Origin of the sequence: Fervidobacterium pennivorans, from assembly GCF_001644665.1 — a bacterium.
Lineage (GTDB): Bacteria > Thermotogota > Thermotogae > Thermotogales > Fervidobacteriaceae > Fervidobacterium > Fervidobacterium ngatamarikiense.
This window is the reverse complement of the sequence record NZ_CP011393.1, coordinates 135,540-150,161: the sequence shown is the minus strand read 5'-3', so window position 1 is coordinate 150,161 and position 14,622 is coordinate 135,540. Positions and strand designations below refer to the sequence as shown.

6 protein-coding genes and 1 CRISPR repeat array (1 of these 7 cut by a window edge) are annotated in these 14,622 nt (G+C 39.2%); of the genes, 5 read left to right on the top strand and 1 reads right to left on the bottom strand.

What is annotated here, in order from left to right; genetic code table 11:
• Positions 1-4,875: a CRISPR direct-repeat array (repeat unit 30 nt; unit sequence GTTTTAGAAGTGACTATGAGGGATGGAAAC) (it extends 2,903 nt beyond the left edge of the window).
• 37 nt (positions 4,876-4,912) lie between these two features.
• The 4 genes from JM64_RS09835 to rgy all read left to right on the top strand — a co-directional run bounded on the left by JM64_RS09835 (position 4,913) and on the right by rgy (position 12,921).
• A complete protein-coding gene (locus JM64_RS09835; RefSeq protein ID WP_156487866.1) occupies positions 4,913-5,902 on the top strand; it encodes a hypothetical protein in 990 nt (329 codons plus the stop codon).
• A gap of 856 nt (positions 5,903-6,758) precedes the next feature.
• The gene (locus JM64_RS00750) at positions 6,759-7,817 is read left to right on the top strand and encodes a hypothetical protein (RefSeq protein ID WP_014452035.1); all 1,059 of its coding nucleotides are present in this window, start codon (positions 6,759-6,761) and stop codon (positions 7,815-7,817) included.
• 626 nt (positions 7,818-8,443) lie between these two features.
• On the top strand, positions 8,444-9,472 hold the full coding sequence (recF, locus tag JM64_RS00745; RefSeq protein WP_064011091.1) for a DNA replication/repair protein RecF: 1,029 nt from the start codon (positions 8,444-8,446) through the stop codon (positions 9,470-9,472).
• Between the two features lie 8 nt (positions 9,473-9,480).
• Positions 9,481-12,921, top strand: coding sequence for a reverse gyrase (rgy, locus tag JM64_RS00740; protein WP_064011090.1), 3,441 nt, complete (start codon positions 9,481-9,483; stop codon positions 12,919-12,921).
• Between the two features lie 61 nt (positions 12,922-12,982).
• Here the strand turns inward: rgy and JM64_RS09900 are convergent, their stop codons facing one another.
• Positions 12,983-13,303, bottom strand: a complete 321-nt coding sequence (locus JM64_RS09900) for a transposase (protein ID WP_231882400.1) — start codon at positions 13,301-13,303, stop codon at positions 12,983-12,985.
• 313 nt (positions 13,304-13,616) lie between these two features.
• Here JM64_RS09900 and trpS point away from each other — a divergent pair, with 313 nt between their 5' ends.
• The gene (gene trpS / locus JM64_RS00735) at positions 13,617-14,600 is read left to right on the top strand and encodes a tryptophan--tRNA ligase (protein WP_064011089.1); all 984 of its coding nucleotides are present in this window, start codon (positions 13,617-13,619) and stop codon (positions 14,598-14,600) included.
• The last annotated feature ends 22 nt before the right edge of the window (positions 14,601-14,622 follow it).

The following is a 14,622-nucleotide window of genomic DNA, read 5'->3' as shown; positions in this document are numbered from 1 at the left end:
GTGACTATGAGGGATGGAAACCACATTCCGAAGCTTTCTTTGATTGGTTGTGCCTTGATAGACAGTTTTAGAAGTGACTATGAGGGATGGAAACTGTTGTTCGATATTCGATCCCGAACTTTTCTAAAAAGTTTTAGAAGTGACTATGAGGGATGGAAACTGGTGATTGTGGTAACTAATTTGCTGCAATGTAAGATTGACACCGTTTTAGAAGTGACTATGAGGGATGGAAACGTTTGAGTTCACCGCCTTTGATCATTTCCAAAAAGTCGTGTTTTAGAAGTGACTATGAGGGATGGAAACGAACGAATACTGCAATTATGTCATCGTCTTCTGCCACATAATTGAGTTTTAGAAGTGACTATGAGGGATGGAAACCCGTCCCCGCGCTTGACGGCTTTAAGCACGTCTGATAGCGTCATGTTTTAGAAGTGACTATGAGGGATGGAAACGCCTAAAGCCGAGTCCCCCGCAATCGAATCGTTCGAGTTCGTTTTAGAAGTGACTATGAGGGATGGAAACTTTTTTACTATCACATTTTAATTTGACGCTCTTAATAACTGTTTTAGAAGTGACTATGAGGGATGGAAACAAGACGTTCAGTGGTGCAATCTCTTCTCCTACTATCTCGTTTTAGAAGTGACTATGAGGGATGGAAACGTCTGTAATAACCGTCAGCTGCCCAAGTAGCGAGTCTGTTAGTTTTAGAAGTGACTATGAGGGATGGAAACTTTTGAAGAGTTTCAAAAACATCTTCTTTACCCATAGTTTTAGAAGTGACTATGAGGGATGGAAACTCGCTATCTGTATCTGTTGTTTGTTCAAAGGTGTAATTGTTCGTTTTAGAAGTGACTATGAGGGATGGAAACGGACCCCTCCCCCAGCGGGAGCAACTAAGCATATCACCACCGTTTTAGAAGTGACTATGAGGGATGGAAACTACCTCCTACTCAACACCACCATTACGAGGTTACTATACCGTTTTAGAAGTGACTATGAGGGATGGAAACCAATTCGAACTTCCTTTAATCCTTCCACACTACCATCCTCAGTTTTAGAAGTGACTATGAGGGATGGAAACCATTCTTCCGCTTCAAAAATATTGTCAAATATGATGGCTAGTTTTAGAAGTGACTATGAGGGATGGAAACCTCTCGAAACTTCTTTTACATCAATCGTGCCAACAAAAGGTTTTAGAAGTGACTATGAGGGATGGAAACCAATGATCTCGTCTTTGTTATCACATTTTATTTTCAGTTTTAGAAGTGACTATGAGGGATGGAAACCCTCACCGTTCTCGAATGCCCTCATTACTTCCATCAGTTTTAGAAGTGACTATGAGGGATGGAAACCAAAATTTTGACTTTTCAATTCTTACTACTTCATTTTCAGTTTTAGAAGTGACTATGAGGGATGGAAACTTGCGATGTCTGCGATTTTCTTTAATACTTCCATAATTTCTCACGTTTTAGAAGTGACTATGAGGGATGGAAACCCGCCGCGTGGGGGAGTCCACCTCCTTTTTTATTTTTGTTTTAGGTTTTAGAAGTGACTATGAGGGATGGAAACGGGGGTGCACCTCCTTTTCTTTTTTTATTTTTTTGCCAGGTGGTTTTAGAAGTGACTATGAGGGATGGAAACCCTGCCGCCGCGTGGGGGAGTCCACCTCCTTTTTTTAGTTTTAGAAGTGACTATGAGGGATGGAAACCTCACAAAAGCAAATAAATCAAAAACCTGGCAATCACTATAGTTTTAGAAGTGACTATGAGGGATGGAAACCAAGAATTTTAATAATTTCATGTTTATTATTACATCTTATGTTTTAGAAGTGACTATGAGGGATGGAAACACTTTGATAAAGAAATAACGCCCTGGGAATTGCTTAAGTTCGTTTTAGAAGTGACTATGAGGGATGGAAACCGGCCGAAAGTTTTCGAATGTTCGTTGACCCCTGATATTTGGTTTTAGAAGTGACTATGAGGGATGGAAACTCGAACTCCTCAAGCCATTGCCGCGTTCATCGATGTAGTCGTAGGTTTTAGAAGTGACTATGAGGGATGGAAACACGCAGTACCTGAGGTAGTCCTTCGGCGCTTGCTCGCCATATCGGTTTTAGAAGTGACTATGAGGGATGGAAACTGATAGTAACTTCCGTTAACAACTACCATATCCTGTTTTAGAAGTGACTATGAGGGATGGAAACCCTTTTTTTTATTTTTTTTGGCCAGGTGCGGCAGAGACCTGGGTTTTAGAAGTGACTATGAGGGATGGAAACTAGTTGCGCATTGTTTCATAGGTTGCATCTGAAAGTATGATTATCGTTTTAGAAGTGACTATGAGGGATGGAAACTGGTCGATCTCCTCGGGCGTTAACCCGAGGAGTATTAGTTTGTTTTAGAAGTGACTATGAGGGATGGAAACTCATAGGTTGCATCTGAAAGTATGATTATCAGCTCCGTATGTTTTAGAAGTGACTATGAGGGATGGAAACAAAACATTGGAACAAAAAAATTCCGTCCCACAATAAACGCTCCGTTTTAGAAGTGACTATGAGGGATGGAAACTGTCAAAAGTTCTTCTTTGTTCACCATACTATCTACCTCGTTTTAGAAGTGACTATGAGGGATGGAAACAGTCCCACTATCCCAGGAACCTCGTGGTATCCTGGGATCACATGTTTTAGAAGTGACTATGAGGGATGGAAACGTTGTGCCTTGGTAGGCACAACCATTAATTGTAATGACGTTAGTTTTAGAAGTGACTATGAGGGATGGAAACCGTATGTTCCTGAAATGTACACTTCTGTTCCGATGATTTTGTTTTAGAAGTGACTATGAGGGATGGAAACTGTTCACTAATGCGTTTTCTTGTGGCAGTTTTATCTCTTTTAGTTTTAGAAGTGACTATGAGGGATGGAAACACTGAGAGTGAACGCAAGAACTCAGCAGGTTTATCCACAGTTTTAGAAGTGACTATGAGGGATGGAAACCCTCCTTCTTCTTCTCTTTTTTTTTGCCAGGTGCGTTTTAGAAGTGACTATGAGGGATGGAAACCCGGGGGCCCCACTCAGGGGTTCACAAAAATACGAAACTTCCGTTTTAGAAGTGACTATGAGGGATGGAAACTCCGGCTGGGCTTAATAAATTTCCTTCTGCTTAAACTAAACGTTTTAGAAGTGACTATGAGGGATGGAAACATTTTCTCCCCCCCCACGCCTGCCGCCGCGTGGGGGTGCGTTTTAGAAGTGACTATGAGGGATGGAAACCCCAAAAAATCCACAATGATTTCTTTACATTTTCCACACTTTTGTTTTAGAAGTGACTATGAGGGATGGAAACTCAACTTTTACTAATTCAATCATCAGTTCACTAGATGGCTCCCGTTTTAGAAGTGACTATGAGGGATGGAAACTGTGAAAACCATACCTCAAGTTTCAACCATTTTCTGTCAATCGGTTTTAGAAGTGACTATGAGGGATGGAAACCATACGCTGGGACCGCTCCCCCAGCGGAAGCAACTAAACAGTTTTAGAAGTGACTATGAGGGATGGAAACTTAAACACATGACAATCCTCATAAATTTTCCTTGACAGCGTTTTAGAAGTGACTATGAGGGATGGAAACTTATCTTCAGCTGTTTCAAAATTTCAATTGCTTGGGGTTTTAGAAGTGACTATGAGGGATGGAAACTATTCGATCCCGAACCTTTCTAAAAACCGTAATTCCCTCGGTTTTAGAAGTGACTATGAGGGATGGAAACCAAAAATACGAAACTTCCACCGGAAGATCGTATTTGTTCGTTTTAGAAGTGACTATGAGGGATGGAAACTTTTGCTCAGCAGCCACGTTTTCAAGAACTTCGAAAAGTTTTAGAAGTGACTATGAGGGATGGAAACCTATTATTTCTTTAATTCTTCCACCACCGTACCTTTCGATAAGTTTTAGAAGTGACTATGAGGGATGGAAACCTTCACTTAATGTTTTATTGTTAAATTTACTTATAAACTGTTTTAGAAGTGACTATGAGGGATGGAAACCGGGAACCATCAACAACTCTTACCAATTCGATCACCAATTCGTTTTAGAAGTGACTATGAGGGATGGAAACCCCGGCAACAGGGTGTATTCATACCACCCTGCCACCCTGTGTTTTAGAAGTGACTATGAGGGATGGAAACTGATTGGTTGTGCCTTGGTAGGCACAACCGTTGACTGTAACAGTTTTAGAAGTGACTATGAGGGATGGAAACTAAAGCCGAGTCCCCCGCAATCGAATCGTTCGAGATCGTCAGGTTTTAGAAGTGACTATGAGGGATGGAAACGTACCCGGGGACTAGGTCCAAGAAATCCTTCAATATTGTTTTAGAAGTGACTATGAGGGATGGAAACTTTAGAAAATCTACTATTATCATCGCGATTCCATACCTTTGTTTTAGAAGTGACTATGAGGGATGGAAACTTTAGAAAATCTACTATTATCATCGCGATTCCATACCTTTGTTTTAGAAGTGACTATGAGGGATGGAAACCGTAGGCATACAATCTATTCGCTTCTGGGTCAAATCTAAGTTTTAGAAGTGACTATGAGGGATGGAAACTTTTCATCCTTTACGAAAAATCGTACTGCTAGCCACATACCAGTTTTAGAAGTGACTATGAGGGATGGAAACTTAAAAACTATGAAAACGTTTCTATTGCATAGAAAATAAAAAGTTTTAGAAGTGACTATGAGGGATGGAAACTCTGCACCGTATTTTTCAATGAGCTTTGCTAATTCTATGTTTTAGAAGTGACTATGAGGGATGGAAACTTGAATTTTCTAAGCTCATAACCAGCGCCATCTCACGTTTTAGAAGTGACTATGAGGGATGGAAACTATCCAATACCTGTGTTTAAGACGTCCAGAGACTTCGTTGAAAAACGTTGAGGCGGAACTTCTTGCTGTCATGGCTGCATTAACGAAGCTGAAGGAATTATATTGTTCGTTGAAAGGGGAACGAGTAGTAATTGCCTCAGATTTAACCGAGGTTCGAAACTTTTATGGAAATGCATTTAAAAATCAAATTTATATCTCAATTGACCAAAAAAATAGTAGTGAAAAAAACTCTGATGCTACTAAGGAGAAAAAATTCCAAGAAGCACTAATCGCACAATTTCGTGAAATTGTCAGGCATTTGGGTTGTAAGCTTTCATTTGAATATGTTAGAGGACACTGGATGAATGTACTCCACAACAGCGTAGATTCCACGCTTCTGAGAATAATAAACAAAAGAATAGCGACAGAAAAAGAGAGTATTGCAAATGACAAACAAAGTGACAAATCAGGATTGGCAGTTGCTTACCTTCCTTCACATATCTTTTCGGAGTTTGAATTTCAATACATTAAAGAACTACATAAAATCCTATCCGAAACAAAATCTGAAGAAACACCATTATCAATTAAACTAATGATGAGGAATAATGGATTTATATACGAACCACATAAATCAAAACTAAAAAGAAAATTTGAAGAACTGCTTGAAGACGCTGTTCGATACAAAGTACTTACCAAAGTTGGAAATGAAGGGAACAGCTGCAGATACAAGGCAAACAATATTAAGAAAATAGTATACGCAACAATCAATTTGAGAAAGGAAACTTCAGAGCAGATAGGAACAAAAACCAAAAGCACAATGCAAAACAATAAATACGAGTCCGATTATAAAAATTTCTTAGTGAACATATTGAAAAAGAATAAGAAGCCAATGACCGTGCAACAAATAAAAGCAGTAACTATTGAGCGCAAGTACCCGTGGAGACAAGAAAAATCTCCAGGAATGAAAACATTTGAGGCACTGTTGGAAGAGTTAGTTAAGGAAGGACGGATAACAAAAACCAATGGTAAGTATACCACTCTCAGTTGAATGACTACAGATTACTTACACTTGACTTTACCGAGAAAACAACATATTTTCACACCGCAAATTTTTCGATAATCAAAAAAATTAAGCCTATTTTCGTATTTTACACTACGTCTAACACCAATTTCCCTACCTATTGTTACCACCACATTTCAAATTGAAAAGATAACAGAAAGCTCGTATCTAAGCTATGCAATAAGGAACTTGTCGATTTACCAGTTGGAAATCTGCATGAATAAATGATTCAGCACAAATATTAGTCAATTCAAAACATTTTTCAGAGTGCCTAACTTAGGAGTTAGGAAAAATTGCCTTCCGGAACATATCTATTTATGCGCACCCTGGAAAGGCTACTCTTAGGAAGGAACTACTCTCTGAAAGAGATGGAAACTCTCGTAGTACCTTAGTAACTTTCGCTGACAAGGCTTCTGGAATAACTATAAGGGTTAATAAGTCCACAGTATACGTAAGTGCTCAATGGAAAAGGAAAGACGAAAGGCAGAAGTGAGTAAGGCAGATAAGACAAATAAGGGCAAAGAGGTTTTACCTGTTTGGGAAGACAAGGAAAAGTGCGATTGTTTCATCTTTTGCGGGTGATTTTGAACTTTTTGTATGTGTTGAGAGTCAAATTAATTAGTAGGAAGTAACTTAGATTGCTGGTTGTTGTATTTGTAGCGACCTTTATTGCTAAAGTTAGGAAAATCGCACTTTGGGCAAGAAGGTGTTTGGTTATTTATCTTGGGAAACTTGGTTTTGTTAAGATTTGGATGTGGCATCACTTTTTAAAGAATAATGAGGTTTTTTGAAAGTTTCAATGATCTATGCTTAACATTATCCAGGTGTAGAAGGAGGGAGAGGTATGAAGACCTGGAAGTTGTTTGAGAAAGAGATATTAATCGTCGTTCTTTTTTTGTTTCTTGCAACCGTGACTTTGGTAGAAGCAGCTGAGCCGCTGGGTCTTTATATCCAAGAATACTATAAAACAAACGGGAGATTGCCATTACCACCAAGTTGGGTCAAAGTCGGTACGACGTTTGTGTACAGGATGCAAGTTGGTGCTGGGACAAAAGGAGAGAGTGGTTTCACCACACAAGGGTATGTTATCAGAATGGTTATCGGAATTGATAAGACTTCGAATTATGTTGCTGTCTGCGAATGGAAGATAATGTCAGATTTGCGTGGGAACATAGACTACACAAGCCAAATCATCTCTGAACAATTTGTGGAACTAAGTTCTTTGGAAAAATTTCTCGCGGACCTTTCTCAAACAGCTCCCTATGGTGTACAAGTCCAAGGAGGGTACTTGCCCGACGGAGGTTTTTACTTTGCATATGCAAGTGGAGATTACCAAGGCTTTACGAGATATAACTATAAATTTAATAGAGAAGGAATCTTAGTGTCTTCAGGTTTCCTTGAACAATCAGGTTCGAGTTCTTCTGTTGGTCAGATGGAGCTTGTGTTTGTGAAAGATGTAGATTTGAAGTTCCGTGGTTTGTCGGAGAATCTCATAAAGGCGAATCCTAGTTATCAGTATGTTGTAATAGAACAGATGACGGGTGCGACAATGCTGTATGGACAAATGAGTGTGGTTTACTCAAAAACGATTTCTGAAGGATTTTATTCGTTCATGGTTAATAATCTTACAAACTTAGGAAGTTCCCAAAAACAGATTCTTGGGACAAATGTCTTAGGTCCTTCATACATCAACCCAGATTTGCTTAAAGGAGAAATCGTTAACATACCAGAGGTAGGTTTCAGATGGGTTGTTGAAGGGCAAGGTCAATTTGGAGGAATCCAAACAGGGATTTATATCGGCGGAGTAAAAGTCGCCATTTATGAATACTCAGCAAATGGACTTTTGCTTCAGCACGTTAGTAAAACACATACAGGCTACCTCCAAGCAGTTATCTCAAGATAACAGAGCGAAGAGTTTTTTATGTGAGCTTTTTAGTTATATACTAAGTAGGTAAATTTAGGTTTGCGTATATTCGGAACATCAGCTTTTTTCATCGGGCTTGTTTACAAAATGGTACGTATTTAGGCTGAGGTGAGGTGTTGGAAAGAAGAACTAATGCTTTTTGCTTAAGAAATCTGCAACGTCTCGGGGTGTACCAGCTGTGCGACACCTTTAGGAAAGAATTTCCCTTTGACAAAGATGGAAATCAAGGGTGGCAGTATGTGTTTGTGTCTGTTATCTTAAATAGTGTGTTTTGCACTTGTGGGTTTGTTTACTGTTGGTCTCTTTGTACCAGGGAATTTAAAAATAGTTGTTCTTACACAACTAAAAAGCATATAGTTGGAGAAGGCAATTAGAAAACACGGTTTTTTTATTAACTGTGGGTTTGAAATCTCAATACCGTGGCAACTGTGCCGCGGTTTTTTTATTTATGCTCATAATTAATTCAATCAAAGACCAGGAGAAAATGGTTTGGAGTCTTTGTATTTATCAATGTTTTTGGAACCGTATGTTTATGCTGATTTTGAATTTTTGGATAAAAGTAGTAAAATACGTAGTGGAAGATTATCTCAGAGGGGGTGGATGGGATGGAAAAGAAGAGGATGGTTATCAAGGAACTGACTGTAAAAAACTTCAGGAACTTTTCGGAGCACACAGTCCAGTTTAGTGATGGTATAAACGTTATCTATGGTCCGAACGGATCTGGTAAAACATCTATTCTGGAAGCCGTTGCGTATTTGTCAAACCCCCGTTCTTTCAGAGGCGCAAGAGATTATCAAATATTAAAAGTTGGAGAAAAGCATTTTGAAATTAAGGGTAGGATAGTAAGCGGTGAAGAGAAACACACGATAGAAATAGTGTATGTACAAGATGACGACAAGAAAGAAAAGGTAGCGTATCTTGATGGTTCGAAGGTCAAGAGGTTTAGAGACATTCAGGAGATATTTATTGCTATACCTTTCAGTTTTAGGGATTACTCCATGGTTGATGGTGGACCAGCTCAAAGAAGAGAGTTTTTTGATGAAATATTCTCACTGCTTGACCTAGATTATTATGAAACTTTGCGTGCATATGAAAAATTGTTAGATGAAAGGAACGAATATCTTAAGCAAGAACCAGAATTAATAGATAGGGAATACTTGATAGAAACAGCGAAAGATTTGCAGATAATGGCGGATAAGATTGTGGAAAAAAGAGAGCATATGATTAATGAGCTTTCAAAGTATCTGGACAAAACGTTTAAGATAGAGTACAAAAGTGATTTCAAAGGAAAGAATTTCTTGGATTACGTTGACCAAGATATTGCTGAAAAGGTAACAACAGTAGGTCCACATTCGCAAGATGACTATTTGCTTTACTACAAAGACCTTCTTGCTAGGCATTATGCTTCAGAAGGTCAAAAACGTTTGTTGTATCTGTCAATAGTGCTTGCGTTTAAGAAGCTCATAGAGGAGACGAAACACTACGAACCGGTATTCTTGTTTGATGAACCATTCAACGTGCTTGATACTCATCTTCTTGAAAGGTTCATATCCAACCTTTCTGGTCAGGTGATTATCGCTTCAATTACACCGCTTCTTGGTGCACACAACATAGGGTTAACGCTTGAGGAGTGAGTGAGACGATGGATATTGTGACACAACAACCAACCACACTTGAGGCGATATTTAAGCAATTGTGCCCTAATTGTGGCGGAGATATATCTTCAACAAGATTGGTTAAGGGGCTTCCTTGCGAAAATTGTTTGAAAGAAGACATCGAGGGCAAGGAAGCCCTTTGTCGTCTTAGTAATTTAAAAGGGCTTAAAGGATTTTGCAATTTGAACGAGGAGTACGAAGAATGGGAAAAAACATTTAGAAAATACGTGGGGTTTGAGCCTTGGGAATTGCAAAAATTCTGGGCAAAAAAGTTGCTTTTGAAACGCTCTTTTGCGCTTCTGGCACCAACAGGAATTGGAAAGACTTCCTGGGGGTTTGCTTCGGCGATATATTTTGCAAAGCACAACAAAAAAACTTACATCATTCTTCCAACCAAGCTTCTGGTTCTTCAAAGCTATGAAAAACTAAAAGATAAACTCCCAGCTGAGGATTTGTTGGTAATAGGAATAGAAGAATCGAAAAAGGAAAAGGACCAGAACAAAGAAAGACTTGCGAATGGTCAGTTCAAAATACTTGTGACTACTTCAATGTTCCTTTACAAGAATGTTGACCTAATTCCTCGTGATTTCAGTTTTATTTTTGTTGATGACGTTGATTCATTCTTGAAAACCGCGAAGAATATAGACAAGGCGTTGTATTTGTTGGGATTTGAGCCAAGGGATATCGAGTTGACGATGAAGTATATAAGGATGAGGAGAAATGTGACAGAAGAGAATGCAGAAGAAATTAATTCATTGCGTGAGCAAGTTAAAAGAATTTCGAAAAAAGCAAAAGGTGTTATGGTTGTTTCATCTGCCACGAGTAATCCAAAGTCTGAAAGAATAAGGCTGTTCAAAGAACTTCTTTCATTTGATGTTGGTCGTCCTGTTTTCTATCTGAGAAATGTTGAGGATGTGTACGAAGATGTTGGAGCAAAGCAAACAATTTTGGATAGCATGCTTGTGGAGAAGGTAAAACAATTCGGTGATGGTGGACTTGTATTTGTATCTTCCGATTATGGAAAGGAAAAAGTTGATGAATTAAAAGAACTTCTGAACAAACACGGAATTTCAAGTGAAAGTTATGAGAATTTTTCAGAAGAAGTTTTGGAAAGGTACAAAAACAGAGAAATCCAAGTTCTTATAGGTATCTCCTCATATAGAAACCCACTGGCACGTGGGTTGGATATTCCAGAAGTAATTCGCTACGCCATATTTTATGGCGTTCCCAAGATTGTTGTGAGTTTGGATTTAGAAGGGAATGTCAAACACATTCTCCTGGCCATTTCTACGCTGAGACCACTGATAGCAAGAGATAAAGAGTTAGAAAAATGGACACCAACGATAGATAAATGGATGAAGGAACTAACTAAACTTGGAAATATCGCAAATCCTCCGAAAGACCGTGTGGAGCAGTTAAGAGAGGAAATAAAGAGATTTATACTGTCTGAAGAGATTATCAAGAAAATAAACTCAGCAGATGATGTCACACTAAGGCAAGAAGATGGAAAGTGGTATTTGGTTGTTGCTGATGTGACAGGTTATCTCCAAGCTTCTGGACGCACATCGAGGCTCTTTGTTGGCGGTATTACAAAAGGGCTGAGCTACGTGCTTGTAGATGATAAGAAAGTTTTCAACAACTTGATTAGAAAGTTACGCTGGTGGTTCAGCTCAGATGTAGTATTTAAGCAAGCGCAGAGTGTAGATTTCGGAGCATTAATGGAAGAGATAGATAACGACAGAGAACGTGTACGAAGGAAAGAAGGTAGAAGAGACGACTTCTTAAAACCTGTGCTTGTTATTGTAGAGTCTCCCCACAAGGCAAGAACGATTGCAAACTTCTTTGGAAAGCCAATATCTCGCAGTCTCGAAGGTCACGAGTTGTATGAGGTTATCACGGAAGACAAATACGTCGTTATCACTGCATCATTTGGTCATGTGTTTGATTTAAATAAAGAAGTAGGTTACTATGGCGTTTTGGAAAGTTCCAACAATGGTCGTGGAAAGTATGTTCCTGTGTATGAGACTATCGAGGGAAAAGAGAGCATTGTAAATGCTATTAGAGAGGCAAGCAAAGAATTCGAGCAGATACTCATTGCAACTGACCCGGATACGGAAGGTGAAAAGATTTCTTGGGACTTGAAAAATCTGTGCAGTGTATATGCTAAGAACATCAAGCGAATGGAATTTCACGAGGTCACAAAGCGAGCGATTTTAAATGCGTTACGTGAGCACAGAGAAGTGGATGAAAATCTTGTCAAAGCGCAGGTTGTGAGAAGGATTTCGGATAGATGGGTAGGATTTGAACTTTCACAGCTTATTCAAAGACTTTTCGGACGGAGTAACCTGTCCGCTGGAAGGGTTCAGACACCTGTCCTCGGATGGGTAATAGAACGCGCAAAGGAAAGCCAGCAAAAGAAATACGTCGTGACTATCTCTAAAGATGGCTTGGATTTAAAGTTTGAATTTGAAGAAAAGTATGAAGCAGAAAAGTTTTTCAACGAGATAAAAGTGGTCAAAGTAACAAAAGGCGAAGAAAAAAGAATAGAGAAATCACCATTGCCACCTTACACAACAGATGTTGTACTAAAGGATGCGTCCGAAAAGTACAAACTCTCTGTTTCCAGAACGATGGAAGTGCTCCAAGATTTGTTTGAGCGAGGCTTTATCACGTACCACAGAACGGATTCAACAAGGGTTTCGGATTTTGGTATGAACGTGGCAAAGGAATATATTTCCGAAACTTTTGGAGAGGAATTTTTCAAACCAAGGACGTGGGGTGAAGGCGGAGCACACGAATGTATCCGACCGACCAGGGCTTTGGATATAGAGGATATAAAAGCGATGATTTACTCGGGTGAACTTGAGGGATTTACAAAAGACCATATTGCGATATATGATTTGATATTCAAGCGCTTCATAGCTTCTCAGATGAAAAATGTGGTGCTCAAAGGATACGATGTGAAGTTTGAGGTTGTTGATAAGACCCAGGAAGTGGAAGTGTATGAAGAAATAATTGAAGAAGGTTTTAATAAGGTGTTTCCAATTAAGCTCGTAAGAATTCCACAGGGAACGATAGAAGTATCAGCCAACAAATTCATGCGTGCCATTCCAAAAGTTTATCCGTTCACGCAAGGTTCTCTTGTTGAAGAGATGAAAAAACGCGGACTTGGAAGACCATCCACATATGCAACAATTGTGAGCAGATTACTTGAAAGAGGATATGTAATAGAGAGAAATGGATACTTGCTACCCACGACACTTGGTGAGAAAGTATACAACTTTTTCAATTCGGATAGAGAGAAATTCAAATTTGTCAGCGAAGACTTCACGCGCGAGTTGGAAGTGCTGATGGACAAGGTTGAAAGCGGGGAAGAAGATTACCAGCAGATTTTGAGAAGTTTGAAAGCAGAGTTGGAGAAAATATAGCAGCTTAGCAAAAGATTAAGATAGAAAGTGTTGAAGACAAAAATACGTTAGCCAGATAGTGTTAACTTGTAGTGATGAAAGAGTGTAAGTGCGAAAGTATGCGATTGATATTACCATTGTGCGTTTTCCAAAGATTCTTCACTACACAAAATCCTTGAATATATTTCGCTAAGTTCTTCGTATTCTTCAGCCCTCGCTTGAGTCGGAAAAAGTCTTTCAACAATGAAAACTTGGATTCGCATTGATTGTTTTTACCGAGCGGTACCACTACGTGATTGATATTTCTGAACAACAGCTTTACTGCACTTTCATATGCACCAAGTCCATCAGTAATAGGTTCAATGTTTCTAGGTTTTGAATTACCAAAGAACTTCTCGAGCAATACTTTGACTTGTCACATATCACGATACTTTGAGACATGCCAACAAAGGGTAAAGTTTGGCGAAAAAGTGTTGAGTTATGAATAGCGGGACTCCTCCTTTTGTGAAAAGTTGATTGGGGGTGTCCTCAACGAAATTAAAACAAGAGAAAAAGGTTTTGTTGAAGGAGTGTTGAGTTTGAAATAAGGGGTGACGCGATATATTGCTTTAAATGTTTTGTACAAGCAAACCAATCCCCAGCTTTGGGGATTTTTATTTTATATATTTGTGGTATAATAACTTCCGATAAATTCGTGTTGCAAGGAGGAAAAATCAATGCGCATACTCAGTGGAATTCGACCAACAGGGAAGGTCCATATTGGTCATTATGTTGGCGTTTTTGAGAATTGGGTTAGGCTTCAAAACGAAGGGAATGATACGTTTTATTTTGTTGCCGATTGGCATGCGTTAACAACGCATTATGAGGATACAAGTGAACTTAAGATAAATACTTTCGAATTGGTTAAAACGATGATGGCAGTTGGGCTTGAGAAGTCAACACTCTTTGTCCAGTCTGCAATCAAAGAGCATGCAGAGCTTTTCTTGCTTTTTGCTATGGTCACGCCATTGTCTTGGCTTGAGCGCGTGCCTACTTATAAAGAAATGCGCCAGCAGATTACGAATAGAGACCTTTCGAATGCTGGTTTTTTGATGTATCCTGTTTTGCAGGCTGCCGATATTTTGATTTATAAAGCTGAAGGTGTGCCGGTTGGAGAGGACCAGGTATATCATATAGAGCTTACGCGTGAGATTGCCAGAAGGTTCAATTATATTTTCAAAAAGGAGGTTTTCCCAGAACCAAAAGAGTTACTTTCAAAAGTTCCGAAGTTGTTAGGAACTGATGGAAGGAAGATGAGTAAGAGCTATGGAAATACGATTCCATTGATAACAACAGAGCAAGAGCTTTCTAAGATGGTCATGCCAATGGTCACGGATACAAATAGAAAGAGAAGAACGGACCCAGGTAATCCAGAAGTATGTCCTGTTTGGGATTATCACAAAGCTTTCGGTACAGCGGATAATCCCGAAGAAAAGCAGTGGGTATATGATGGGTGTACTCAGGCAAAGATTGGTTGTATAGATTGTAAGAAGTTGCTTTTGAAGAATATGGTCAATAAGCTTCAGCCAATATGGGATAGGTATAATGCTATTTCTGACGATGAAGTAAAAGCCAAAATGGAAGAAGGTAACGAAAGAGCAAGGAAGGTAGCTCAGAAAACAATGGAAGAAGTGCGAGAAGCTGTGCAGATAATGTATTAAAAAAAGAAAAGGAGACATGAGA

Excerpts from the sequence above, each read along its gene's own strand:
- JM64_RS00750 (WP_014452035.1), top strand. The coding sequence starts at position 6,759 with ATGAAGACCTGGAAGTTGTTTGAGAAAGAGATATTAATCGTCGTTCTT.
- recF (WP_064011091.1), top strand. The coding sequence starts at position 8,444 with ATGGAAAAGAAGAGGATGGTTATCAAGGAACTGACTGTAAAAAACTTC.
- rgy (WP_064011090.1), top strand. The coding sequence starts at position 9,481 with ATGGATATTGTGACACAACAACCAACCACACTTGAGGCGATATTTAAG.
- trpS (WP_064011089.1), top strand. The coding sequence starts at position 13,617 with ATGCGCATACTCAGTGGAATTCGACCAACAGGGAAGGTCCATATTGGT.